At 61.2% G+C, this 25,365-nt stretch carries 25 protein-coding genes; 10 read left to right on the forward strand and 15 right to left on the reverse strand.

The genetic code is table 11. From position 1 onward, the window contains the following. Nucleotides 1–1,029: ornithine cyclodeaminase (locus tag AO692_RS19265; protein ID WP_152979890.1), on the forward strand; the 1,029-nt coding region annotated here is incomplete at its 5' end. Nucleotides 1,030–1,047: 18 nt separating this feature from the next. Here the strand turns inward: AO692_RS19265 and AO692_RS19270 are convergent. From AO692_RS19270 to AO692_RS19305, 8 genes are all read right to left on the reverse strand, one after another. Next, a complete protein-coding gene (locus AO692_RS19270; RefSeq protein ID WP_054311674.1) occupies nt 1,048–2,259 on the reverse strand; it encodes an amidohydrolase in 1,212 nt (403 codons plus the stop codon). A 36-nt stretch (nt 2,260–2,295) separates the two neighbouring features. Beyond that, nucleotides 2,296–3,261 carry a branched-chain amino acid ABC transporter permease gene (locus AO692_RS19275; RefSeq protein ID WP_054311675.1) on the reverse strand — a complete coding sequence of 322 codons (966 nt, stop codon included), beginning with the start codon at nt 3,259–3,261 and terminating at the stop codon, nt 2,296–2,298. Then, nucleotides 3,261–4,124, reverse strand: coding sequence for a branched-chain amino acid ABC transporter permease (locus tag AO692_RS19280; RefSeq protein WP_054311676.1), 864 nt, complete (start codon nt 4,122–4,124; stop codon nt 3,261–3,263). Before AO692_RS19280 ends, AO692_RS19275 begins: the two co-directional genes overlap by 1 nt. Further along, nucleotides 4,124–4,849 (reverse strand): ABC transporter ATP-binding protein, encoded by a 726-nt coding sequence (locus tag AO692_RS19285; protein ID WP_054311677.1) that lies wholly within the window; start codon nt 4,847–4,849, stop codon nt 4,124–4,126. The genes AO692_RS19280 and AO692_RS19285 overlap by 1 nt, the downstream gene beginning before the upstream one ends. Continuing rightward, nucleotides 4,849–5,580 carry an ABC transporter ATP-binding protein gene (locus AO692_RS19290; protein ID WP_054311678.1) on the reverse strand — a complete coding sequence of 244 codons (732 nt, stop codon included), beginning with the start codon at nt 5,578–5,580 and terminating at the stop codon, nt 4,849–4,851. The genes AO692_RS19285 and AO692_RS19290 overlap by 1 nt, the downstream gene beginning before the upstream one ends. Nucleotides 5,581–5,732: 152 nt before the next feature. Further along, on the reverse strand, nt 5,733–6,965 hold the full coding sequence (locus tag AO692_RS19295; RefSeq protein ID WP_054311679.1) for an ABC transporter substrate-binding protein: 1,233 nt from the start codon (nt 6,963–6,965) through the stop codon (nt 5,733–5,735). Between the two features lie 126 nt (nt 6,966–7,091). Beyond that, nucleotides 7,092–8,405 carry an ArgE/DapE family deacylase gene (locus AO692_RS19300; RefSeq protein WP_054311680.1) on the reverse strand — a complete coding sequence of 438 codons (1,314 nt, stop codon included), beginning with the start codon at nt 8,403–8,405 and terminating at the stop codon, nt 7,092–7,094. After that, nucleotides 8,402–9,049, reverse strand: coding sequence for an isochorismatase family cysteine hydrolase (locus AO692_RS19305; protein ID WP_054311681.1), 648 nt, complete (start codon nt 9,047–9,049; stop codon nt 8,402–8,404). The genes AO692_RS19300 and AO692_RS19305 overlap by 4 nt, the downstream gene beginning before the upstream one ends. 438 nt (nt 9,050–9,487) lie before the next feature. Here AO692_RS19305 and AO692_RS19310 point away from each other — a divergent pair, with 438 nt between their 5' ends. Further along, nucleotides 9,488–10,342 carry a MurR/RpiR family transcriptional regulator gene (locus tag AO692_RS19310; RefSeq protein WP_054311682.1) on the forward strand — a complete coding sequence of 285 codons (855 nt, stop codon included), beginning with the start codon at nt 9,488–9,490 and terminating at the stop codon, nt 10,340–10,342. On the opposite strand, the gene AO692_RS19315 is transcribed toward AO692_RS19310, so the two are convergent. The 4 genes from AO692_RS19315 to AO692_RS19330 form a co-directional block, all read right to left on the reverse strand. After that, the gene (locus tag AO692_RS19315; RefSeq protein ID WP_244483417.1) at nt 10,343–11,494 is read right to left on the reverse strand and encodes a fumarylacetoacetate hydrolase family protein; all 1,152 of its coding nucleotides are present in this window, start codon (nt 11,492–11,494) and stop codon (nt 10,343–10,345) included. A gap of 81 nt (nt 11,495–11,575) precedes the next feature. Next, nucleotides 11,576–12,823 (reverse strand): enolase C-terminal domain-like protein, encoded by a 1,248-nt coding sequence (locus tag AO692_RS19320; RefSeq protein WP_054311714.1) that lies wholly within the window; start codon nt 12,821–12,823, stop codon nt 11,576–11,578. A gap of 24 nt (nt 12,824–12,847) precedes the next feature. After that, nucleotides 12,848–13,630, reverse strand: coding sequence for a glucose 1-dehydrogenase (locus AO692_RS19325; RefSeq protein WP_054311683.1), 783 nt, complete (start codon nt 13,628–13,630; stop codon nt 12,848–12,850). 65 nt (nt 13,631–13,695) lie between these two features. Further along, on the reverse strand, nt 13,696–14,586 hold the full coding sequence (locus AO692_RS19330) for an SMP-30/gluconolactonase/LRE family protein (RefSeq protein ID WP_054311684.1): 891 nt from the start codon (nt 14,584–14,586) through the stop codon (nt 13,696–13,698). 160 nt (nt 14,587–14,746) lie between these two features. Here AO692_RS19330 and AO692_RS19335 point away from each other — a divergent pair, with 160 nt between their 5' ends. The 8 genes from AO692_RS19335 (at nt 14,747) to AO692_RS19370 (ending at nt 21,925) form a co-directional block, all read left to right on the forward strand. After that, nucleotides 14,747–15,409 (forward strand): FadR/GntR family transcriptional regulator, encoded by a 663-nt coding sequence (locus AO692_RS19335; RefSeq protein ID WP_082407454.1) that lies wholly within the window; start codon nt 14,747–14,749, stop codon nt 15,407–15,409. Nucleotides 15,410–15,412: 3 nt separating this feature from the next. Beyond that, the gene (locus AO692_RS19340) at nt 15,413–16,612 is read left to right on the forward strand and encodes a mandelate racemase/muconate lactonizing enzyme family protein (RefSeq protein ID WP_054311685.1); all 1,200 of its coding nucleotides are present in this window, start codon (nt 15,413–15,415) and stop codon (nt 16,610–16,612) included. A gap of 172 nt (nt 16,613–16,784) precedes the next feature. Continuing rightward, nucleotides 16,785–17,474, forward strand: coding sequence for a GntR family transcriptional regulator (locus AO692_RS19345; protein WP_054311686.1), 690 nt, complete (start codon nt 16,785–16,787; stop codon nt 17,472–17,474). Between the two features lie 53 nt (nt 17,475–17,527). Continuing rightward, nucleotides 17,528–18,502, forward strand: coding sequence for a sugar ABC transporter substrate-binding protein (locus AO692_RS19350; protein ID WP_054311716.1), 975 nt, complete (start codon nt 17,528–17,530; stop codon nt 18,500–18,502). Between the two features lie 63 nt (nt 18,503–18,565). Then, on the forward strand, nt 18,566–19,549 hold the full coding sequence (locus AO692_RS19355; protein WP_054311687.1) for an ABC transporter permease: 984 nt from the start codon (nt 18,566–18,568) through the stop codon (nt 19,547–19,549). Next, nucleotides 19,546–20,277 (forward strand): ATP-binding cassette domain-containing protein, encoded by a 732-nt coding sequence (locus AO692_RS19360; protein WP_054311688.1) that lies wholly within the window; start codon nt 19,546–19,548, stop codon nt 20,275–20,277. The genes AO692_RS19355 and AO692_RS19360 overlap by 4 nt, the downstream gene beginning before the upstream one ends. A gap of 8 nt (nt 20,278–20,285) precedes the next feature. Further along, on the forward strand, nt 20,286–21,041 hold the full coding sequence (locus AO692_RS19365) for an SDR family oxidoreductase (RefSeq protein ID WP_054311689.1): 756 nt from the start codon (nt 20,286–20,288) through the stop codon (nt 21,039–21,041). Then, entirely contained in the window at nt 21,041–21,925 is an 885-nt protein-coding gene (locus AO692_RS19370) for an aldose 1-epimerase (RefSeq protein ID WP_054311690.1), read from the forward strand. The genes AO692_RS19365 and AO692_RS19370 overlap by 1 nt, the downstream gene beginning before the upstream one ends. A gap of 52 nt (nt 21,926–21,977) precedes the next feature. Here the strand turns inward: AO692_RS19370 and AO692_RS19375 are convergent, their stop codons facing one another. From AO692_RS19375 to araD, 3 genes are read right to left on the reverse strand one after another with little or no spacing between them, the layout of a single operon-like run. Continuing rightward, complete coding sequence (locus AO692_RS19375) at nt 21,978–22,676, reverse strand: FadR/GntR family transcriptional regulator (protein WP_161808091.1); 699 nt, start codon at nt 22,674–22,676, stop codon at nt 21,978–21,980. Nucleotides 22,677–22,717: 41 nt separating this feature from the next. Then, complete coding sequence (locus AO692_RS19380; protein WP_054311692.1) at nt 22,718–23,623, reverse strand: dihydrodipicolinate synthase family protein; 906 nt, start codon at nt 23,621–23,623, stop codon at nt 22,718–22,720. An 8-nt stretch (nt 23,624–23,631) separates the two neighbouring features. Further along, on the reverse strand, nt 23,632–25,344 hold the full coding sequence (gene araD, locus AO692_RS19385) for an L-arabinonate dehydratase (RefSeq protein WP_054311717.1): 1,713 nt from the start codon (nt 25,342–25,344) through the stop codon (nt 23,632–23,634). Nucleotides 25,345–25,365: the final 21 nt, after the last annotated feature.

A 25,365-nucleotide genomic window follows, 5' to 3' on the forward strand; every position in this document is an offset into this window, starting at 1 on the left:
GATTCCATGATGAAGCTGGTGCTGGCCATCGGCGTCGAACGCTTCCTGACCGAGCTGGCCACCTATATCGAAGAGGACTTCCGCCGCTGGGAGCTGTTCGACAAGACGCCGCGCGTCGCCTCGCACAGCCATGATGGCGTCATCGAACTGATGCCGACCAGCGACGGCCATCTCTACGGCTTCAAATATGTCAACGGCCACCCGAAGAACACGCGCGAGGGCCTGCAGACGGTGACCGCTTTCGGCGTGCTTGCCGATGTCGGCTCCGGCTATCCGATGCTGCTCACCGAAATGACCATCCTGACGGCGCTGCGCACCGCAGCCACGTCGGCGCTCGTTGCAAAGTACCTGGCGCCGAAGGGTGCCCGCACCATGACCATCATCGGCAATGGCGCGCAGTCGGAGTTCCAGGCGATCGCCTTCAAGGCCATCACCGGCATCGACAGGCTGCGCCTTTACGACATCGATGCGTCGGCCTCGCGGCGTTGTGCGAAGAACCTCGCCGGCATGGGTTTCGACATCACCATCTGCGCTTCCGGCCAGGAAGCGGTGGAGGGCGCGGAGATCATCACCACGGTGACCGCCGACAAGCAGTATGCGACGATCCTGACCGACAACATGGTGGGCTCGGGCGTGCACATCAATGCGGTCGGCGGCGACTGTCCCGGCAAGACCGAGCTGCATCGCGACATCCTGCTGCGTTCCGATATCTTCGTGGAGTTCCCGCCGCAGACGCGCATCGAGGGCGAGATCCAGCAGCTGGATGGCGATCATCCGGTGACCGAGCTGTGGCAGGTGATGGCAGGCAAGGCGGCGGGCCGGACCAGCGACAAGCAGATCACGCTGTTCGACTCGGTCGGCTTTGCCACCGAGGATTTCTCGGCGCTGCGTTATGTGCGCGACCAGCTCCACGCCACCGGCCTGTATGAAGAGCTCGACCTGCTTGCCGATCCCGACGAGCCGCGTGACCTGTTCGGCATGTTGCTGAGGGCAGAGAAAAAGCAAGGCGGCGCCAAGGGCGCCGCCTGATAGCAAACTGAATTTAGGCTAGTGCCGCCCCGGAGCCCCGCTCAGATAACGCTCCGCCAGCGTTGTCCAATAACGCACGCCGGTCGCTATGATGTCGTCGTTGAAATCATATTGCGCGGTGTGCAGAGGACGCGGCGCTGGCTCGCCTTCGCGGGCCGCGCCAAGAAAAACATAGCAGCCGGGCACGCTGCCCAGCATGAACGCGAAATCCTCGGCGCCCATGATCGGCTGCATCTCATCATCGATGAGCTTTTCGCCAACGACCTCTTCCGCGATGGACGCGGCGAACCGCGTTTCGTTGCGGGTGTTGTGCAGAACGGGATAGCCACGCTCGAAAATGAACTTATGTCCCGCGCCGGCTGCTTCGGTGGCGTTGCGCACGATCTTCTCCAATCCCACCTCGAAAGCGTCGCGAACGCTGTCGTTGAGCGTATAGAGAGTGCCCCGAACGACCGCTTCGTCCGGCGTGACATGGACGCTTTGCCGGTGGCTTGGATCGCCACTGCGGAATTGCGTGATCGATAGCACCACAGGTTCGGCCGGGTTCAGATAACGCGCCTTGAACATGTGCATTTCCTGCACGATCGTGGCAGCCGTCAGCAACGGATCCGCGACGGCGAATTGCGTCGCAGGGTGCGCGATGCGGCTCAGCACATGAAACTCGAAGGTGTCGATCGATGCGAGCATCGGTCCGGTTCGCATCATGAAGCGTCCGGCCGGGGCATTGGGAAAATTATGCATGCCGAAGACGGCATCAACGGGGAACTTCTCGAACAAGCCGTCCTTGACCATGGCATTGCCGCCGCAATGCTCGTCCCCCGTCTCCTCGGCAGGCTGGAAGATGAAGCGCACGGTGCCGTCGAAATTGCCGTTCTTGGCGAGGTGGCTGGCGGCGGCGAGCAGCATGGCGGTGTGACCATCATGCCCGCACGCGTGCATCTTGCCGTCGATCTTCGAACGATGGCCGAACGTATTCTCTTCCTGGATGAACAGGGCATCCATGTCGGCGCGAAGGCCGATCGCGACGGGGCTGGTGCCGCGCTTCAGCGTTCCAACCACACCTGTTCCACCAAGACCGCGATGCACCTCAATGCCGAATTCCTCCAGTTTCGTGGCGACGAAGTCGGCAGTCGCTTTTTCCTCGAAAGCCGTCTCGGGATGGGCATGGAGGTGCCGACGCCAGGCCGTAGCCTCCTCAACGAGGTTGTTGTCGATCGGTGATTTGGCCATCTGTTGTCTCCTCCAGTTATTCCGCCGGGGCTGCGATTATGTCTGTGTCCTTCGGACCGGTAGCCGCAGCTTGCCCAGAAGGTCGACCAGCCCTTCGGGAGCCAGTCTGAGCACCAGGATCATCGCCACGGCGATGACGATGAAACGCGCATCCTCGAAACCCTGCAGGCCGGCCATGGCCTCGGTGGCGAAGGTGAGGACAAGCGCGGCAAGCACAGGTCCGAAGACGGTGTTGACGCCGCCGATCAGAACCATCGACAGGGCCAGCGACAGCGTTCCGAAACCGAAGACTTCAGGCGAGGCCACACGCAGATATGTCGCGTAGAAGCCACCGGCGATGCCGGTGAAAATGGCGCTCAGGGTCAGGGCCAGGATGCGCTGGCGGGCAACGGAGATACCGCGTGCTGCTGCGTAATCCTCGGCATCGCGAACCGCCTTGAGCGATTTGCCGAAGGAGGAGTTGCTCACAAACGCAAGGAAGAGGCAGGAAAGCGCTAGCAGCGCCAGGCCGACATAGTAGTAGCCGAATTTGAAATCCTTCAGGAAGCTGTAGCTGCCCAGCTGCAGGAACGGCAGGCGGACCATGCCTTCGGCTCCCCCGGTGATCTGGGACTGGCTGAGCACCAGCTGCAACACGAGTTGACTGAAGGCGAAGGTGACCAGAACGACATAGATACCCTTCAACCGCGCCACCGGCGCCGCCAACAGCAGCGCCGAAAGGGCGGCCGTGCCGCCACCCAGCAGCATGGCGAGCCAGGGATTGATGCCAAATGTCTTGCTGGCGATCGCGGCGGTGTAGACGCCGATGCCGAAGAAGGTGAGGTGCCCGAAATTGAAGACGCCGCAATGGCCGAGGCTCAGGTTCCAGTTCGAGGCGATGACGGCATAGACGAAGGCGATGATGAACAGGTGCCTGATATAGCTGTCGGTGACGAACAGGGGCACGAGTGCCAGGGCAGCAAACAGTGCGACGATGGCGAGGAGTTGACGCTTGTTGGCCATCATTTGCCTCCGAACACGCCATTCGGCCTGAAGAGCAGGACCAGGATCATGAGCAGGAACAGCACGAACGGCGTCCAGTAGAGACCCAGTCCGAAGATCAGAAACGCCTCGATGAAGCCGATCAGATAGGCGGCTCCTGCCGTCGCGCCGAGATTGCCCAGCCCGCCGAAGATGACGACGATCATGGCCTTGGTCAGCGGTTCGCTGCCCATCGTGGGTGTGATGAAGCGTATCGAGCCAAGCAGGGCACCGGTAAGTCCCGCCAGCGCGGCGGAGATGCCGAACGCCAGGGCGAAGGCGACGGGTACGTCGATGCCGAGAAGCGCCGCCGAATCCTGGTTCTGGCCGACGGCACGAAGGCTGCGGCCGCGATTGGTCATCACCGTGAAGCGCCACAATGCTACGAGGATGAGCGGCGCCAGCACGATCAGCAGGGCTTCATGCGCGGAAATGGTGGTGCCCAGGATCTGAACTTCGCCAGGGACGAGGCGTGGCAGCTGCTTCAATCGCGCGCCCCAGATCATCTGTGCACCACGCTCGAGGATGACCATTGCGGCAAGCGTGGTCATGGCGGTGATCAGGAGCATGTTGCGATTGTTGTAGAACGGCCGGACGAGAAGGCGCTCTATGATCACGCCGATCAGGCCGGCGGCAAGTGTGCCTGACAGGATACCGACGACCGGACCGAGGCCGAGGACCTCGCTGATCGTCCATGCAACGAACGCGCCAACCATCATCAGCGCGCCGTGAGAGAAATTGAAGACGCCCAAGGTGGTCCACACGAGGCTGAGGCCACTGGACATCAAAGCATAGAGCGAACCAAGCACCAGACCGGAGACGAGTGTTGCGAGAAGGGCGTCCATCAGTGTGCTCCCTCCGCACCAAAGTAGAGGCGCATGACCTCTTCATGGTCGGGTGCATTGGCGCTGCTGATCTCGCGCACCACTTCGCCGTGCTCGATCATGTAGAGACGGTCGGTCAGCGATAGCAGGAACTCGACATCCTGCTCCACGACGATCAGCGGCACGCCGGTCTTGGAGATCTTGGCTATAGCACCCGCCAGCTCTTCCTTCAGCTTCGGCGACAGCCCCAGCGTCGGCTCGTCCAGCATCAGCAGGCGTGGGGCACACATCAATGCGCAGCCGATCGACAGCATCTGGCGCTCGCCGCCTGACAGCGTGCGGGCAAACTGCTGCTTGCGCTCAGCGAGGCGCGGGAACAGCACATAGACTTCCTCGATGCGCCGTGTTGCTTCCGCCTTGGCGCGCTTGCTGAATGCGGCAAGCTCCAGTGTCTCGGCAATACGCATATTGCCGAACAGGGTGTTGCCCTGCGGTGCGTGGATGAGGCCCGCCGCCACGACAGCCGGCGGGCGTTGTGTGGTGATATCGTTGCCGTCAAAGGCGATGGAGCCGGCAGTCGGGCGCAACAGGCCGGAGATGGTCTTGAGCAATGTCGACTTGCCGTGGCCATTCGGTCCGAACAGGCCGATCGACTCGCCTTCATCGATGTGGACCGATAAGCCGTTGAGGACGCGGGACGCCCCATAGCCGGCTCGAAGGCCGGTGATGTCGAGAAGCCTCCGCATCAGCTGCGCCCTCCAAGATAGGCCTCGATCACCTGCGGGTTCTTGACGACGTCGTGCGGGTCGCCCGCGGCAAGGACGCTGCCCTGGTTCAGCACGATCAGGCGCTGCGAGACAGACAACAGCAGGCTGAGCACGTGCTCGATGAGGAGCACGGTGACACCGCTTCTGTTGACAGTGATCAGAAGGTCGTCAAGCCGCTGGATCTCGGGTTTCGTCAGTCCCGACGCAGGCTCGTCCAGCATCAGCAAGGCCGGCTCGGAGATCAGGGCCGAAGCGATCATAAGCTGTTTCTTTTCATAGACAGACAATTCGCGCGACGGCATCGAGCGACGCGTCTGGCCGAAATCCACCGAGCGGAAGGCATCATCGATGCGCGCTTCGGCCTGAGGGCGAGAAAGTCGGCCATTATAGGTGGCGCTGACGAGCAAGGTGTCATGCGCGGACAGCGCCGGAAATTCGGCATCCTTCTGAAAAGTGCGCACGAGGCCGGCCCGCGAGATGCGATGCGCTGGCCAACGATCGATGCGTTCTCCCATGAACCGTACTTCGCCGGATGTCGGGCCGAATGGGACACCGGTGATCAGGTTGAACAGGGTGCTCTTGCCGGATCCATTGGGTCCGGCAATGCCCAAGATCTCGCCACGCGCGACAGCGAAACTGACATCATTGACAGCTTTCAGGCCGCCGAAGAACTTGCAGGCCCCGGCGATCTCGAGAATGTTTTCGCTCATGCGTGTCGCTCGATGGAAGAGAGTGCCGCGCCTGGAGCGTTTCCGTTCTTCACGGAAATTCGGAAACGCCCTAACTCTTTGTTTTTACACAATTCCGACGGAAAGCCGTTGCACGCTCTTCCTGGAATTGCTCTCAGGCGCGGCACTGTGGATCACTTCATCCAGACCGGCTGCTTGAACTCGCCGCCCGCATATTCCTTCGGATAGAACAGCACGCGGTTGCCATCCTGGATCTGATAGAACTGGATAGGCATTCCATCCTTGCCCTGGACGGCAAGGTGTGTAGCCGGATCAAATCGCGTGCGCCCCATGGCTGTCTGCTTGTCGGCCTTGCCGATCTCCGCACCGATCTCCTGGCGCTTCGCAGGATCGCCCACCTTGGCCAGGGCGTCGGCATAGAGCATCACCTGTTCGTAGAGCATGACGCCATAGGAGCCCGGCTCGACATTGTATGCGGCCTTGTATTTGCCGATGACTTCGTCGGCGCGTGGGTTGCTGGCTGCACGCACCGGACCGCCGAGCGCGTTGTAGACGATGCCCGAGGATTTCTCCTTGGTCAGTTCCAGGAATTCCGGCACCGAGGGCGCGTACTGGATGAAGACCAGGCTGTTGGTCGGATTTTCCATGAACTGCCGCATGAAGGTCGCGGCATTCGCTGAGACGTAGTCGGTGTTGATCAGCAGGGCGGGCGGATCCTGCCGCACCTTGGCCAGGAATCCCCGCCAGTCGTTGATCTCGCCGAAGGGCAGGAGGTCATTCTGGGTCACTTCCCAGCCGGCGGCTTTGAAAGCCTCGGCCATGCCGTTGGCGATGCCCTTCGAATAGGGATTGTCGGACGCCACCAGCGCCACTTTCTTGTTCGGCAGCTTCAGCTTGCCGCTCGTGGCGAGTTCATCGATGACCGGCACGATCTCGGTGTTGTAGGCATCGTAGGATGGCGTCAGCGACCAGATGGTGGTGAAGCGGGACGGGTCGGGCGAGACGATGTCCTTCGTCTGTTGCGAGTTGCCCGACACGAGATAGATCATGTCCTGCTCGGCCATCATGTCGATCTCGAAATTGCTGGTGGATGCGTAGCCAGTGAAGATGGCACCCGTCGCCTGGTCTCCGAGCAGGCGTTCGGCCGCGGTGGCGACCTTGTCGGCACTGGCGTCGCCGACGTCTGCAACGACGGCCTCGAAGGTGTGCCCGGCCACGCCGCCTGCCTTGTTGAGGTCCTCCACGGCGAGCTTGACGCCGTTGGCGACCTCCTGGCCGTCCGCGGCGGCGGGGCCGGTGAGGGGAGCTAGGATGCCCAGCTTGATCACGTCGGCGCTGGCGGAAGCGGTTGCGGCGGTTAGCGCAAGCGCCGAGACCGCGCCCATGAAAATACGTCTTGTCAGCATGTCGTTCCCCTTGCCGTTTTTGTGTCTGGAGCGTTTCCGTTTTTCACGGAACGCGGAGATGCTTTAACTCTTTGTTTTTACGCAATTCCGGACGCAAAACCGCTGCGCACTTTTGCTGGAATTGCTCTAGCGTGTTCCGCAGTTGTCGATGATCGCGGCCGCAATCACCTTCGTCGTCTCGATCAGGCTCTCGATCTCCACGCATTCATTGTCGCCGTGGAAGCCGTCGCCGCCCGGTCCGTAGATCACTGGTACGACGCCCGCGCCCGCGTAGTGGGCAGCGTCGGTGACGGCTTCGAATCCCTTGATCTCGGGCGCCTTGCGCTGCACGTGCCTGGCCCTTTCGGTGAGCGAAGAGACCAGAGGGTCGTCGACAGGCGTGTTCATCGGCGGGAAATTCAGGCCGAACAGGTCCCATTCAATCGCCGGAGGATGATCGCGCATCCATGCGTCCGTCTGGGCGAAATGGCTGACGAAATTCTCGAACTCCGCCTTGACGTCCTCGAACTGTTCCTGCGGCATGAACTTGTAGTCGAGGTCGATGGTGACGACGTCGGGAATGATCGCCGCATTGGTCATGATCTGCGGCGTGCCGTCGGGCCCGAGACCCGCCCCACCGCGGATGACACCGGGGTTGATCGTGGCGAGCCCGGCTGGCGTCAGCGGATGCCAGTTGTCGCGGCAGCGGGATTGCTCGAAATCGCGCAAGGCCATGAGGAAACGCGTCGCGAGTTCAATGGCGTTGACGCCAGGCTCGAGACGGCCCTGGACATGCGGCTGCGGCCACATCGAATTGAAGCGCCAGCCGGCGTGAGCCTGTTTTCCGAAGATGGTGACCCTTACCCAGGTCAGCCCGCCCTCGGCCGGAACGATGTTGCCCCAGGTCGGCTCGGCAACGATTGCGCGGCGGGCGAGACGCTTTTCGCGCTTCACGAGATCCATGGCGCCGAAGCCGCCGGCTTCCTCATCAACGACGCTGTGGATGGCCAACCGGCCTTCGAGCTTGATACCGGCCTGTTTCACCGCGCGTGCCGCCGCCACACAGGCCGCCACACCGGCCTTCATGTCGACGGCTCCGCGTCCCCAGAGCTTGCCTTCGGCGATCTCTCCGCCAAAGGGATCGCGTGCCCAGCGGCTCGTGTCGCCGACCGGGACAACGTCGATGTGTCCGCACAGGATCAAGCTCTTGTCATCGGAGCCATCCCATTCGCCGATCAGGTTCGGGCGATCGGGGAAGACATCCCAGTTCCGCGTCTGGAAGCCGAGGTCCTTGAGGTGACCGTCGAGAAGGACCTGAACGTCAGCCTCGCGGTTGAGGCCTTGCTCGACCTGGAATTTCGGGTTGACGGAGGGGATCCGAACCAGGTCTCGCGCCAGGTTGACCACATAGTCACGATCGGCGTCGATACGGCTCCAGACGTCGTTCGTTCCATTGCTCATCGGCTCGTTTCTCCCAATTCTGCAATCAGCGCGTCGGTCGTGACCTGGCGGCAGTAACCCTTGATGGTGCTGAGCGAGTTGGTGTGCCGCTCGCTGGTGTAGGTGGCGCACGCGTCGGTCACCTGGGTCACCAGATAGCCGAGGTCGCAGGCATCGCGGATGGCGCTTTCAACACACTGGTCGGTCAGCATGCCGCTGACGACCAGCTGCCGAACGCCCAGATTGCGCAGGATGTAGTCGATGTGGGTGGAGACGAAGACCGACGATGATGACTTGGGCAGGCAGATCTCGTCGTCGCCGGGGGCCAGTTCGTCGATAACCTTGCCGTCCCACGACCCCTTCGGCACGTTGAAGCCGGTGATCTTGTAATCGAGGCTGCGGTCACGGCCGTCCTTCGTCAGGCTCTCGATGGTGGTGTACATCACCTCGATGCGGCGATCCCGGAACGCCCGTTGCAGCCGCTGCATGTTGGGAATGACATGGTTGCTGAGTTCACCGAAAAACCAGCCGTATTGCCGATCGAATTCGGCGTCGTCGAGATCGGCGAACTCGGCGCCCTTGCGATGGGCAGAGAAGTTCTGAACATCGATGAAAAGCAGGGCGGACTGTTCGGGTACAAGCGCCACGTCGCGGGTGAGTGTCATAGGATAGTCTCCAGCCTGGCTGCACCACTGCCAGCGGTGTTCAGGCGTGTGTCCATTTCGGGCGTGGCAATGAAGGTGCATGCACGGGAATGAGGTGCCGTTGTGCGCGCTGCTGCGAGGCTGTCTTCACGCGATTTTCTGAGTCGATGCCCTGAGCTATATGGCGTTTCAGGTCGACGCGGTGGCATGCCGGGGCTGCGAAGGCCGGCCGGAACGGGCTGTAGACTATGCCTGTAGCCAAGAAAAAACAGACACTGCGCGGCGCTGTCGATCCCCTTAGGCGAAGGGACCTCAACACGCGATGTGCGCAGTGCTGATGGCAAGTTGAATTCCAATTTCAGTTCCCATTCTTTTTTCCAAAAGATGATGAAAAAATTCCATCAATGTCAACCGATGAATCGAGATTGACTGAAAAATTTCTATATGGAAGGGTGAAGCATGGAGCTCCGTCAACAGATCGACAGCCTTGCCGAAACGCTTACCCCTGCGGAGCGAAAGCTTGCCGCGGCACTGCTGTCCGACTACCCGTTCGCCGGATTGCAGACGATCCAGACGCTAGCCGAGCAGACGGGTGTGTCGGCGCCCTCGATCACGCGTTTCGTCACGAAACTCGGCTGTCACGGCTACCAGGATTTCCAGCGGCGCCTGATCGGCGAACTGAAGGAAGGGCACCGGTCCCCTGTCGATCTGCACGAACGCATGACAAGCGACGGCGCGGATTTCCTGCAGTCCTTCCTGGACCTGACTGCTGAAGCCGTCCGTGCCGTTGGCGAGTCGCTGACGCAAAGCCAGTTCGAACGCATCTGCGATCTGCTGGCCGACGACAAGCGCGCCATCTACATTGTCGGCGGGCGTATCAGCGATGCCATCGCCCAGCACTTCTCGCGGCATTTGCGGCAGGTCAGGCGCAACGTTTTCCACCTGCCGCCAGACACGGAAATCTGGCCCGAATACATCTTGCGCATGCGGGCGCGCGATCTGCTGATCATCTTCGATTTCCGCCGCTATCAGCAGCGCCTGGTCGAGCTGGCGAGCAAGGTGCGCCAATCGGCTGGGACATCCGTCATACTCGTTACGGACAAATGGATGTCGCCGGCTGCCGCCTATGCCGCCGAGGTCATCGCCCTGCCGACGGAAAACAGGACTGCATGGGACAGCTATGCAGGCGCCCTGGCGATCGTTGACGCGATGGTCGCGAGCATTTCCGAGCGCGATTGGGATGCGACGCGTGACCGGATCAAGGCCTGGGACGCCGTCAGGTTCGAGCGAGGCGACAAGTCTGGGGATACATAGTCAAAGCAGCCCACGAGCCGCCAGGTTGCGCATGAGATGGGACGTGCCGAACTCCCAGGGCGGGCAATCCGTCGAGAGGCGTACCCGGTTCGTCAGCGCGCCGAGCTCGTCGTTGGAGATCGTGACGATGTCCCCGATCTTGTGGGTGAAGCCTTGTCCTGGTGTTCCGCGATCCTCGGTCGGCGCGAAGAGCGTGCCCATGAACAGCACCAGCCCGTCCGGATATTGATGATGCCGGCCGATGGTCTGTGACACGAGATCCAGCGGATCACGGCTGATTTCCTTCATCGAACTGCGGCCATCGAGCACGAAGCCATCTTCGCCGACCACCTTCAGCCTCAGTTCGGCATTGCGCACGTCATCGATCGTATAAGTTGCGTCGAACAGGCGGATAAACGGTCCGATGGAACATGAGGCGTTGTTGTCCTTGGCCTTGCCAAGCAGCAGGGCCGACCGTCCTTCAACGTCGCGTAGGTTGACGTCGTTGCCGAGCGTTGCCCCTTTCACCGTGCCGGTGGAGTTCACGACAAGCACGATTTCCGGTTCGGGATTGTTCCATTTCGAGATCGGGTGAAGCCCGACATCCGCGCCATGGCCGACCGAGGAAAGTACCTGCGCCTTCGAGAAGACCTCCGCATCCGGACCGATTCCGACCTCCAGATATTGCGACCAGATCCCGTCTTCGATCAGCGCTTCCTTGACCTTGGCCGCCTGGGCCGAGCCCGCCTTCAGGTTACGTAGGCTGTCGCCGACGATGGCGACGACTTTTTCGCGGATCTTGATGGCGAGGTCGGGGTCGCCGGCAGCCCGCTCCTCGATGACGCGTTCAATCATCGAGCGCGCGAAGGTCACGCCGCAGGCCTTGACCGCCTGGAGATCATTGGGTGCCAGAAGATGCACGGCCTGCTGATTCTGGTCGCCGGATTGCAGCAGCAGATCCGCCAGCGATGCCAGCACCGGACCGTCGGCGCGGGCGACATATTCAGCCGCGTCTTCACGTTCGAGCAGGTCGCGTATCGTGGGTGTGGTCTTTGACGTGATATCGATCAGCTCGCCGTCACGGATCGTGACAAGGCTGGGGCCTGCGATGGAAGGATCCCAAACCCGCCCGACGAATGTGCCGCTGGCGAAGACATCATGCCCGATTGTCACTGTCACTTGCTCCTGTTTGGGCGATTAGGTTCGATTTTCAGGATGTTCGCAAGCTCCAGCATGGAGCCTGGTTTGCTACAGCTAGTAGTCGACCACCCGGTCGTCATTCGGATCGGCCCATCGCGTGTTCGGCACCGTTGCGAACCAGCCCGGCCGGGCCGGGTCACGGTCATAGGGATAGCCGCCAAGCGTCTTGTAGAGATCGGCATATTTGCCGACCTTGTTGCGGTCGAGTTCGATGCCGAGTCCAGGCGCTGTCGGCACCGGGATCTTCCCGTTCACATATTTCATCGGACCGCCGACGATGATGTCGTCGACAAGCTGGTGATAGTGGGCATCCGCGGTGAAAACGAGGTTCGGCAGCACGGCGCCGAGATGCAGCATGGTGGCGAGCTGGATGCCGAGTTCGCCTGAGGAATGCACGGCAATGCCGAGCTGGAAGGTTTCGCAGACCGTGGCTGCTTTGATACAGGCGCGAATACCTCCCCAGAACGTCGTGTCGAGTAGGATCACATCGCAGGACGGGTTGAGCACGTTGGTCGCCAACTGCTCGAAATTGACCACGATCGTGTTGGTTGCCAACGGCATGTGCGTGTTTTCGCGCACGCGCCGCATGCCATTCAGGCCCCAGGTGGGATCCTCGTAGTAGTCGTTGTTGAGATCTTCGATGCCTTTGGCGAAACGGATCGCTTCTTCGACGGTGAACGCGGCGTTCGGATCATAACGGACCGTGTCCGAGCCGACCGCCTTGGCGAGCGCACGATAGACTTCCAGCTCATATTCGGGTGGGAACACGCCGCTTTTGAGCTTGTGTGCGGTAAACCCATGCGTCTTCTTCAACTCGAGCGCCTGGGCGATCAACTGGTCAGCCGTGCGGATTTCGCCCTGGCCGCTCTCCTTGTTCGGCAACCGGAAGAAGAGATAACTGGCAAAGCCGACTTCATCGCGCATCCTGCCGCCGAGAATGTCGCAGGCCGGCACACCCAGGAATTTTCCCATGATGTCGATGCAGGCAAACTCGATCGCCGCGTGCATCTGAGTGCGGTTGTTGTAGAGGCTGGCCGTCGGATTGCAGATCTTGAACCGGAGCTGTTCGAGTTCGAAGGGATCATGACCGACGAGATAGGTCTTGAGCGCCGCGAAGGCGGCTTCGGCGCTTTCACCGCCGCCGCCCATCTCCCCCAGGCCGACAATGCCGATGTCGGTTTCAACCTCCACGATCGTTCGCACGAAGCGTCCCCAGTGGGCGCCATTGGAATGCCTGAGTGGCGCCTCCAGCGGAACCGTTACGGTGGTGGCGCGGATATCGGTGATCTTGGGCCGCTTCATCATATGCTTTCGAATTCGCTGTTTTCAGTCGGGAAGGACGATGCCTAGCTTGGCCATCGTGCCACCGTCGATCTTGATGTCGGCGCCCGTGATGAAGCGGGCTTTGTCGCTGGCAAGGAAGGCGACCAGTTCGGCAACTTCCTCCGCCTTGCCGACGCGGCCGAGCGGATGGCCCTTGCCCCACTGTTCGATCAACTGGTCCTGGCTCATCTGGCCTTTGTGGAGGTCGGCGGCCCAGCGCAGCATGGGGGTGTCGATCGAGGCCGGGCAGACGGCGTTGACTGTGATGTTGTCCGCTGCATGATCGAGCGCCATCGCGCGCACCAGGGCGTTGATTGCGCCTTTCGAGGCAGTATAGGCCGCCACTCCAGCCTGCGATGCATAGGCCTGCACCGACGAGATCGCGACGATGGCGCCGCCACCGCGTTTTTTCATCTGCGGGATTGTATATTTCGACGCCAGGAAGATGCCCTTCAAATTGACGTCCATGATGTCATCCCAAACATCCACGGGCGTATCGACAACGGTTCCATAGCGCTGGATTCCGGCGCAGCAGGCGAGGACATCGACCCCACCGAAACGCTGGACTGCGTCGGCGACTGCTCGCTCCATGTCCGCGACGTTTCTCACGTCCCCCACAAAGCCGGCTACCTTGCCGTCGATCTCTGAAACCGCGCGCTCGATCGTTTCGCTGTCGTTGGCGACAATCAGGACCTGTCCGCCTTCGATGGCAAAGCGTTCGGCGCAGGCACGGCCCATGCCGAGGCTGCCTCCAGTGACGATGATGCTCTTGCCTTCGAATTGCATGCTGGAATGTCCGCTGTTCGTTGCAACTAGAATGCTACCATACAAGTTTGTCAACGGGATTGTCGTCAGCCGAACTTGGGTTCGGGAACGCCGCATCCAGCATTGCCGATTGCGATGAGGCTCCCTTCCTGCGGATGTTCGGCAAGATGGTCGGCCGTCATGGTGAAGCGGGCCGAAGTGACATACAGCGTCGTGAGATCGTCCCCACCGAACGTACAGCTCGTCGGCCAGCTCACCGGCAGTTCGGCAAGATCCAGGAGGTTGCCATCGGCCGTGAACTTGGCGACCGCGCTGCCGCCAACGACCCTGCAATTCCAAAGATTGTCTTCCGCATCGAGGCACGAGCCGTCGGGGAGGCCGCGCGCGAAACCCTCAACGATGGTGCGCCGCTTGGAAATTGTCTTCGCGGTCGGATCATAGGAGAAGCAATAGATCGCATTGGCCACCGTGTCGGCGAACAAGAAGCGGTTGTCGCGCGTCCAGCCCATCGTGTTGGTGATGCCATATTCGTTGGGCGTCAGCTGCCTGACCTGACCTGACGGGTCGATCCGGTATATCGCGCCGGACGCGCGATCCATGTCTTTCGGTGAGCCGTCCGCATTCAGATTGTTCTGCATCGTCGATACCCAGAACGATCCATCAGGGGCGACGCGACCTTCGTTCAGCCTGTTGTCCGGCAGGTCGTTTTCGATAGCGGCAAAGATCTCAAATTTTCCATCCGGCTGCCAGAAGCAGACCTCGCGGCGGAGGCCGACGATGAAGCCGCCATTCTTGCGCATGCCGATCGACGTCGGAAAATCCGGCGTCGTCCAAATGTCGTGCCGGCGGCTCTCAATCTCCAGGCGGTGAATACGTCTGCCGCCGATATCGACCCAATAGAGAGCCTTTTCCCGATCAGACCAGATGATGCTTTCGCCAACGACATCGTGCGCATCGAAGAAAATATCGGCCCGCATCCGTCCTCCTGTCTTCAAATCGCGTTGACAATAGGCAAATGCGAATCTATTGCAAGGTCTGTATCAACCTATATGATAGGTAAAAATGGCGATGGAAACGGCTTTGAGCTCCCGGGAGCCGATCGACCGTGGAGGCGGTGAGGGGCTGCTCGATCGCGTGATGACCGCGGTGCAGAGCCATATTCGCGACAATGGCCTGCAGGTCGGAGACGAATTGCCGAGCGAAGGGGCCTTCTCCGAATTGACGGGCACGTCGCGCACCATCGTGCGCGAAGCCTATCGGTCGCTTGCCGCGCTGACCCTGATCGATATCGGCAATGGGCGGCGCGCCCGCGTGGCGGCACCGAGAGCGGATGTTCTGGCCATGATCACCGATCATGCCGTTCACACCAACCAGGCCACCATCCAGCAGATTTTCGATGTCCGGCGCACGGTGGAGCGGCGCACGGTGGCGTTGGCTGCGCTCAGGCGCACGGACAAGGAGGCGGCTGACATCCTGAAGCTCGCCGAAGCCATGCTGCGCGACTTCCATGAGCCGCAAAAGGTCATGGAGCACGACATCGCCTTTCACGAAGCGATCGGCGTGGCTTCCAAGAACCCGATGTTTTCGATGATCGTCGGTTCTTTCCATGTCGTCACGCGCCACACCTGGCCGATCGGATGGGCAAGCCGCGGCAGCAATGAAACGCGCCAGGAAAGCGTCGACACGCATCTGGCGATCGCCCAGGCCATCGCCAATGGCGACCCCGCCAAGGGAGAAGCCGCCATGGTCGAGCATTTCGACCTGACGGTTAAGGCGCTTCTGGCCGCTGGAGTGTATTGATCGATGAAGATCACCTGTTTCGAAACCATTCGGGTCACGGAGTTCCCGAATATTCTGTGGGTGCGCGTTCACACCGACGAAGGCATCGCCGGCCTCGGCGAGACCTTCTTCATGGCCGAGACGGTCGAGACCTACATCCATGAAGTCGCGGCGCCCAAGCTGCTCGGGCGCGATCCGCTGGAGATCGACAAGATATCCAGGGACCTGACCGGCTATCTCGGCTTTCGCTCGACGGGCGTCGAAACACGCGGCAATTCGGCGATCGACATCGCGCTCTGGGACCTGTTCGGCAAGGCGACGAACCTGCCTATTGCCCAACTCCTTGGTGGCTTCTCGCGCCGCGAGATCCGCACCTACAACACCTGCGCCGGCAACACCTACATGCGCCACGCCAAAGGGCAGCAGACGGCCAATTACGGCCTCGGCGAGCGGGCGCGGGACTATGACGACCTGAACGGCTTCCTTGAACGGGCGGATGAGCTTGCCGAGGATCTGTTGTCCGATGGCATCACCGCCATGAAGATCTGGCCGTTCGACATTGCCGCCGAGAAAACCTCGGGCCAGTACATTTCAGGGCCGGATATGAGGAAGGCGCTCGAGCCGTTCGAGAAGATCCGCAAGCGGGTCGGTGACAAGATCGACATCATGGTCGAGTTCCACTCGATGTGGCAGTTGACGCCGGCCATCCAGATTGCACGGGCGCTCGAACCATACGCCACTTTCTGGCACGAAGACCCGATCAAGATGGATTCGCTGTCGAGCCTGAAGCGTTACGCGGCTGCCAGCCGCGCGCCGCTCTGTGCTTCCGAGACCTTGGCGACACGATGGGCCTTCCGCGACCTGATGGAGACCGATGCTGCGGGCGTGGTGATGCTCGATCTGTCCTGGTGCGGAGGCCTCTCAGAGGCGAAGAAGATCGCAACGATGGCCGAGACCTGGCATCTGCCGGTCGCTCCGCACGATTGCACGGGGCCGGTCGTGCTTTCGGCCTCGACGCATCTCTCCCTGAACGCACCCAATGCGCTCGTCCAGGAAAGCGTACGGGCCTACTACAAGACCTGGTACGCCGATCTCACCACGCAACTTCCGAGCGTCAAGGACGGCATGATCACGGTCCCGCCGGGTCCTGGTCATGGCGTCGATCTGGCCGAGGATCTCGATCGGAAATTCACTGTCCACCGTCGTTCGTCAAAGACCAGTTGAACGGAAACCAGAAATGCGATTAACTGGTATGGTAGTAGGGTAGGTTGGCTTTGCCTAAAGCAACCCCAGGAAAAGTGCGCAGCGGTTTTCCGTCCGGAGTTGCGTAAAAACAAAAACTAGAGCGTTTCCGCGTTTCCGTGAAAAACGGAAACGCTCTAGGGAGGAGGGCTCCATGCAGATCGCCGAAGTGCCTGCCGGCATTTCCCTGGGGGAGACGGTCGGACCGCAGGTCTATCGTCTGCTGCGCCGGCGCATCATCCAGGCTGAACTCCTGCCGGGCGAACGTCTTTCCGAATCCGAAGTCGCCAAGAGCCTTTCCGTCAGCCGCCAGCCGGTGCGCGAGGCTTTCATCAAGCTGTCCGAAGAGGGGCTTGTGCAGGTCCTGCCCCAGCGCGGGACCTTCGTGACGAAGATCTCGGTCGCGGCCGTGATGGATGCGCGCTTCGTGCGCGAGGCGATCGAGGCCGATGTCGTACGGCTGATCGCCGAAAGCGGCGAACCCGGTGCGATCGATGAGTTGCGCAAACAAATCACTGAACAGAAGAAAGTTCCGCACAACGACCGCGCCGCGTTCCTGCGCCTCGATGAGCTCTTTCACCACACACTCGCGGCATCCGCGGGCAAGAGCTACGCCTGGAACGTCATCGAAGGCGTCAAGGCGCAGATGGACCGCGTGCGGTTTCTATCCGTCGACGACATGCATGTCACCCGGCTGATCGATCAGCATGAGCGCATCGTCGAGGCGATCGCGACGAACGATCAGGCCGGTGCTGAACAGGCGATGCGCCTGCACCTGAGGGAAATCCTGAACTCGCTGCCGGAAATCGCCAGCAGCCGTGCGGAACTGTTCGACCGCGGTTGAACGGGAGCAGCGTGGAAACGCTCAAAAACAACAACATGTCAAAGGAGGAAAGCATGCTCAAAAAATTCCTGGCCACCACCGCACTCGGCCTGTCGCTGATGGCTTCGCCGGCAGGTGCCGAAGGTCTCAACATTGCCTTCATCAGCCATTCTTCGGCGTCCAATACGTTCTGGCAGTCGGTCAAGAAGGGGTATGACGATGCCTGTGCTAAGGTCGTGGCCACTTGTCAGCTGATCCTGACGCAGCAGGAGGGTTCGGTCGAACAGGCTGTGGCCAATCTGCAGGCCGCGATTGCATCCAAGCCGGACGCGATCTTCGTCGCCATTGTCGACGACAAGGCATACGACAACGCCATCAAGGAAGCCACGGATGCCGGCATTCTCGTGCTGGCGGTCAATGTGGACGACAGCCAGGGCGCCAAGGGCAATGCCCGCAAGGCCTTCATCGGCCAGGGCTTCGTCGCCGCGGGTTATGCGCTGGCAAAGGCCCAGTCCGAGAATTTCCCGAAGGAAGGTCCGCTCAACCTGCTGGTTGGCGTCAATGCTCCCGGGCAGACCTGGTCCGAGCAGCGCGCAGCCGGCGTCACCAAGTTCCTGGAAGAATACAAGGCAGAGCACAAGGATCGCGAGATCAACATCACGCGCATCGATTCCGCCACCGATCTTGCGCTCACCGCCGACCGCATCGGTGCCTATCTGAATGCCAATCCCAACACGACCGCCTATTTCGACACCGGCTATTGGGAAGCCGGCGTCGCCAAGGTGCTCAAGGATCGCGGCGTCGAACCCGGCAAGGTGCTCCTGGGCGGTTTCGACCTGGTGCCGGAGGTCCTCCAGCAGATGCAGGCCGGCTATGTGCAGGTCCAGGTGGATCAGCAGCCCTACATGCAGGGCTTCATGCCCGTCATGCAGGCCTATCTCTACAAAACCGCCGGCCTTACTCCGGCCGACATCGACACGGGGCAGGGCATCGTCACGCCGAAGGATGTCGCGGCGATCATGGAAATGTCCAAACAGGGTCTGCGCTGATCCCCGGTTTTCCCCGGCGTCCCGCGCTCCCGGTGCGGGACGCCAAGCACGAGTGTGAACCCCATGAAGCGGTTTTTGAAAATCTATCTGGACAAGCCCGAGTTGGCTGGTCTCGCGCTGCTCGTCATCCTGATCGCGGTTTTCCAGATCAAGTCGAACGGGATCCTGTTGTCCGTGGAGAACATCCGCGGCGTCATGGGACTTCTGCCGGAAATGGCGCTTGTGGCCATCGGTGTGACAATCCTGATGATCTGCGGCGAATTCGATCTTTCCGTGGGTTCCGTATTCGCGCTTATGCCGATGAGCATAGCGGTGATGCTGAACGGCGGAGTTCCCTTTCCGGTCGCTTTGCTGCTGGGGCTGGCGCTTTGCGCGCTGATCGGCTTCATCAACGGCTATATCACCCTGCAATTCGCGATACCGAGCTTCATCACGACGCTGGGCATGCTGTTCATCGCCCGCTCGCTCACCATCGTCATCTCAGGCGGTTTTCCGCCGCTGCTGCCCGACAACCTGCCGACCTGGCTGTTTACGGACTATATCTGGCAGGGCTCGATCCTGCGCATGTCCTTTGTCTGGTTCGTGGTCATCGCGGTCCTTGCCGGAGCATTCCTGTCGCTGACCAATTTCGGCAACTGGATCCGCGCCACCGGCGGCTTCAATGAGGCAGCTGCCTCGATGGGCATTCCAGTCAAGCGCGTGAAGATCGTCTGCTTCATGCTGTGTTCAATGCTGGCAGGCTTTGCCGGCCTGCTGCAGGTGCTGCGCCTCGGCTCACCCTTGCCGTCGATCGGCGAGGGGTTGGAGCTGCAGGCCGTGGCTGCCGCTGTCATCGGCGGTACCGCGCTTGCCGGCGGCATCGGCACCGTCTTTGGCGCGATCATCGGCACGTTGCTCATCCGCACCATCGACAACGGCCTGGTCCTGTCGCGCGTGGATGCCAACTGGTTCAAGTTCGCGATCGGCCTGCTCACCATGTTCGCGGTCATCGCCAATGCCTGGATGGCCAAGATGTCGCGCAAGATCAAGGTGGAGGCCCACAAATGACCACGCCGATCATCGAGTGCCGCAACCTGCAAAAATGGTACAGCGGTGTCCATGCGCTGAAGAATGTTTCCCTCACCATACATCCCGGCGAGACAGTCGGCCTCGTCGGCGACAACGGCGCCGGCAAATCGACCCTCATCAAGATCCTGTCCGGCGTGCATCACCAGGATGCCGGCGAAATCCTGATCGAGGGCAGGGAGGTTCATTTCCGCTCGCCAAAGGATGCCATGCATCACGGGCTGGAAACGATCTACCAGTACAATTCCATGGTTCCGACCATGTCCATCGCGCGGAACCTCTTCATCGGCCGAGAGCCGTTGAAGTGGAAGATCGGCAGTTTCGGTCTCATGGACCAGAAGCGCATGCGCCAGGAAAGCGTGCAGGCGATCGCCGATGTCGATTTGCATCTGCGATCGCCGGACGCGCTGGTCGGCGAGTTGTCGGGCGGTCAGCGGCAGGGTGTGGCGATCGCGCGCGCCATGCACTTCAAGTCGAAGGTGCTGATCCTGGATGAACCGACCAATCATCTCTCGGTCAAGGAAACCAACAAGGTCATCGGTTTCGTGCGCGGCCTCAAGGCGCAGGGGCTGACCGGCATCTTCATCTCGCACAACATGCAGCACGTGTTCCAGTCCTGCGACCGGATCGTGGCCATGGCGCGCGGGGAGATCGTTTTCGATCGACCGACGACCGAGACCTCGATCGACGAAGTCCACGATCTTTTGTGAGCAGCCTCATGACGATACTTACCGGAAAAACCGTGCTTCTGACCGGAGCGTTGGGAACTCTGGGTCGCGCCCAGGCCGATACGCTCGCTCGCGCGGGAGCCAACCTCCTGCTGCTCGATCGCCCGGGCGCGGAAGACGGTGAGGCGTTTGCAACCGAGATCGCCGCGACGCATCGGGTCCGCTCGTCCTATGTTGGTCACGATCTCAACGACCTTGCCACGACACAGGCGCGCGCCGAAGCGCTCGCGGCAGGCTGCGGTGGCATCGATATCCTGATCAACAATGCGGCCCTGATCATCAACAAGCCGTTCGAAGACTTCTCGCTCGAGGAATATGAGGACCAGCTGCGGGTGAACTCCGCGGCTGCCTTCGCGCTTGCCCGCGCGGTGGCGCCGGCGATGAAGCAAAAGCACTACGGCAAGATCGTCAATTTCTGCTCGGTGACGCTGAATGGCCGCTGGGACGGCTACGTGCCCTATGTCGCTTCCAAGGGCGCGATGCTCGGCCTGACCAAGTCGCTGGCCCGGGAACTCGGCCCGCACGGCGTGCGCGTCAATGCCGTTTCCCCCGGTGCGGTCGTTTCGGATGCCGAACGGCGGGTCTTTGCCGATCGGCTGCAGGAATACAACGACTGGATCCTCGAGAATCAGTGCCTGAAACTTCGCATCGAACCCGTGCATGTTGCCGAGTTGGTCTTGTTCCTAGTTTCGCCCGCTTCCGATCTGATCACAGGACAGAACATCCCTATCGACGGCGGCTGGTGATGAAGCCTCTCAGTCTGTCCAACGCGGCCGCCAGGATCACGATCCGGCCGGATTTAGGCGCGGGACTGACGTCATTCGATGTGATGCATCGCGGCGGCTGGACACCGGTGTTCCGTTCGGTCGATCCTGAAACCGAGCATCCCTTTGGCCTGTCGAACATCCTGCTGGTTCCGTTCTCGGGGCGTGTGTCGGGAGGCGGCTTTGCGTTCGACGGCGCGTTTCATCCGGTCGAGCGGAACATGCAGACCGAACAATATCCCATCCATGGCAGTGGGTTCTCCGCAGTCTGGACGGTTGTCGAAAGCACGGCCGAGGCCGTCACGCTTTCCCTGGATGGAGATGGACCCGGTCCCTTCCGCTATGACGCCGCGATGACCTACAGGCTGTCGGGGGCGACGCTTGTCATGGAGCTTGCCGTCACCAACAGGGCGGCACTTACCTTGCCTTACGGTCTGGGTTTTCATCCGTGGTTCGTGCGCGATCGCAACACCTGCCTGACGGCTCCTGCCGGGCGCGTCTGGCTCGAGCGTGACGACCATCTGCCGAGAGCGCTGGAGCCCGTGTCTGCGCATTCAGAACTGGATTTCAACCGAAGGCATGACCTGCCGCGATCCTGGGTCAACAACTGGTTTGTCGGCTGGGATCGTCAGGCACGCATCGATTGGCCGGATCGAGACCTGGCGGTCGTGGTCGAGGCGAGCGAGTTGCTGAACCAGTATGTTCTTTTTTCGCCGTCGAGCGACGCCGACTTCTTTTGTTTTGAACCAGTCTCTCATCCTGTCGATGCCTTCAATCTGCCTGAAGGCCCGATCGCGCACGGCATGGTGAGATTGGCGCCTGGGGACGAACTAAAAGCCAGCGCCAGGTTCTCTGTCACTACTTGATCAGGTTGTTGTTACGAACAGCCGACGCGTGCGGGTCCAGCCTTTCAAATGCTCATGTGAAATTGCGCTCGTACGTATCTGCAATGAGCCTCTCGGCCGCCTTGGTGGCTTTGCCGGGATCGCGCTGTTCTATCGCCTTCACGATTGCCTCGTGCATGCCGAGCGCATGACCCATGCCGCCGAATCTGGCGAAGGTCTTCGGAACGCTGATGGTGAGCGCCGCGCGGATGACGGAACCGACAGGCGCGAGGAAGCGGTTATGTGCAGCCTGGATGATGCCCAGGTGGAAGGCGATGTCGGCCTCCATGGCAAGTCTCGGATTGGAATGATCCTGAGCCATTGTCGCGAGTGCCGCGCGAAGCTGGGCAAGATCGGTCTCGGTGCCGCGCCGCGCTGCCAACCCCGCTGCGAGCGGCTCGATCGCCGACCTTATCTCGAACAATTCCTCCGCCAAGGCCTTTTCGTCTTGTTCGCCATGCCATGCCATGACCGTAGGATCGAGCGTGTTCCAGAATTCCGGTGCGCGAACGCTCGTGCCGATGCGCTGCTTGGCCTCGATGAAACCCTTGCTGGTCAGGATGGTGAGCGCTTCGCGCAGCGTCGTGCGGCTGACCTGAAGCTGGTCGAGCAGGTCGGTTTCCTTCGGCAGCTTGTCGCCCGGCCGCAATTCGCCACGCAAGATGCTGCGTCCCATCCGGGCTGCTATCTGGGCCGGCAGCCCCCTGCCGGAAGCAGGCACAGGTTCCATCATCTCGCTCGCCATTTCGGCTGTCCCCTCGCGTTACCCACTATTCATAGTGTCAGCGGGCCGAGTTGTGCCGCGAAACGCTCCACCATCTCAAGCCCGATCTTGTCGGGACGAAGGGCTGGAGCACGATCATGGACCGGAATGCCGGAGCGGGCGCCAAAGAGGCGCTTGCCGTAACAGATCAGGTTTTCGATGCCTTGCATGACGAAAACCGCTGCCGGCAACATCGCCCGATACTCTGCCTCCGCGCTGTCTTCGTCGCCGATACGAAAAGCTTCATAGGCACGCACCGCGTAGTCGACGCAGTCGGGGGCAAGGATCATGCCTCGGCAGCCGGCGCGAAAATTATCGGTCAACTCCAGTCCGCCGCGGCCGTTGAACACGGGCACCCGACCGTCGGTGCGTGAGATCAGACCTGCTATGTCGACAACGGGTCCTTCGCCTTTGACCAGACGGATGTTAGGATGCTGGCCGACGAGGTCGCGTATTTCGTCGGCGGTCAGCCCGCGTCCGAAGAAGGCCGGAGCATTCTGAATGGCCACCGGTAAATCGGTTGCCTGCGCGATTCGTCCGAAAAAGCGGATATATTCGGCAGCGCCATAGGTGCCGACCGGCGGTGGCTGAAGGATGACCCAATCCGCGCCGACACTTTCGGCATGGCGGATCTGCGCGATCTGCTCGGCGACCGAAGCGCCGAAGATGGTGAAGGCAAGCGGGACTCTCGCAGCGGTGTCTTCCGCGACCCAGTCCATCAGCGTGCGGCGCTCGGCCTCCGTGAGTTTCGAGACTTCCGTGGCGAGGCCCAGCGCCGCCATGCCGTGGACCCCGGTTGCGAGGCAAAGTTCCACCTGCCTTCGCATGGCGGTGCGATCCAATCGCTCCTCGCCGTCGAACAAGGCGTAGACGATGGCATGGATGCCATGGAAATGGTCGGCGTCGAATTTGCTCATCTGACGCCTCAATGGCTTTCACGCGGAATGGCGTGACCGCGGCAGCCGACGAGGAAGTCGAGGTCCGCGCCCCGATCCGCCTGCAGAACGTGCCCGACATAGAGGCCCTGATAGCCACCCGGCATATCGGGTATCGGCGCCTCCCATTTTCTTCGGCGTCGCTCCAGTTCCTCATCCGAAACGTCGAGATGAAGCCTGCGCGCACCCACGTCCAACTCGATGATGTCGCCGTTGCGCACAAGAGCCAATGGTCCGCCGACGGCGGCTTCCGGTGCCGTGTGCAGCACCACCGTGCCAAAGGCCGTGCCGGACATGCGCGCGTCCGAAATACGCACCATGTCGCGCACGCCTTTCTTGAGAAGCTTCTGCGGCAACGCCATGTTGCCGACTTCGGCCATGCCGGGATAGCCTTTCGGGCCGCAGTTCTTCAGCACCATGATGCAGTTTTCGTCGATGTCGAGTGTCGGATCGTCGATGGTGGCTTTGTAGTGGTCGATACCTTCGAACACGACCGCCCGACCTCGGTGAGACATCAGCTGAGGTGAGGCGGCGGAAGGTTTGATGATCGCCCCATCCGGGGCCAGATTGCCACGCAGGACAGCAATGCCGCCTTGCTGCGTCAGCGCTTCCTGCTTCGGTCGGATGACCTCAGGATCGTAGTTCATCGCGTCCGTGAGTTCGTTACGCAAAGTTTTGCCGGTTACCGTGAGGGCGTCGAGGTGGAGAAGATCGGCGATCTCCTTCATGACCGCGGGGATGCCGCCGGCGTAGCAGAAATCTTCCATCAGGAAGCGCCCTGAAGGCATGAGATCGACGATGGTGGGCACGTCGCGCCCGGACCGGTCCCAATCGTCGAGCGTGAGGTCCACACCGACACGACCGGCGATTGCGAGAAGGTGGACGACGGCGTTGGTCGAGCCACCGATGGCGCCGTTGATCCGGATCGCGTTCTCGAATGCTTCCTTTGTCAGGATCTGCGACAGTCGCAGATCCTCCTTCACCATTTCAACGATGCGACGGCCGCTCATCCGCGCCAGCCGCGCACGATGGGCATCCACGGCGGGGTAGGCGGCATTGCCGGGCAAGGCTATGCCGAGCGCCTCCACCATCGAGGCCAGGGTCGAAGCCGTGCCCATGGTCATGCAATGACCGGCAGAGCGCGACATGGCACTTTCGGCCTGGGCGAATTCGCGCTCGCTCATGATGCCGGCACGCACGTCCTCGGAAAACTTCCACACGTCCGTTCCCGAGCCGATCTCCCGGCCGCGAAAGCGTCCGTTGAGCATCGGCCCGCCCGAGACGACAATGGAGGGCAGGTCGCAGGAGGCCGCTCCCATGACCAACGCCGGCGTGGTCTTGTCACAGCCGGCCATCAGCACCACGCCATCCATCGGATTGCCGCGGATCGCCTCTTCGACATCCATCGAGGCGAGATTGCGGAAGAGCATGGCGGTTGGACGCAGATTGGATTCCCCGCAGGAGAACACGGGAAACTCCAAGGGCAAGCCGCCCGCCTCGAGCACCCCCGCCTTGATGTGTTCGACAAGCCCTCGGAAATGCGCGTTGCAGGGCGTGAACTCGGAGAAGGTATTGCAGATACCGATCACGGGGCGGCCGTCGAACGCATCGTCCGGCAGACCGTTGTTCTTCATCCAACTGCGATGGATGAAGGCGTCCTTGCCAAAGCCGCCGAACCAGTGCTGCGAGCGCAGTTTTGTCACCTTGCGAACTCCAATCTTGTC

It is taken from the genome of Mesorhizobium sp. 1M-11, from assembly GCF_001303895.1.
Lineage (GTDB): Bacteria > Pseudomonadota > Alphaproteobacteria > Rhizobiales > Rhizobiaceae > Mesorhizobium.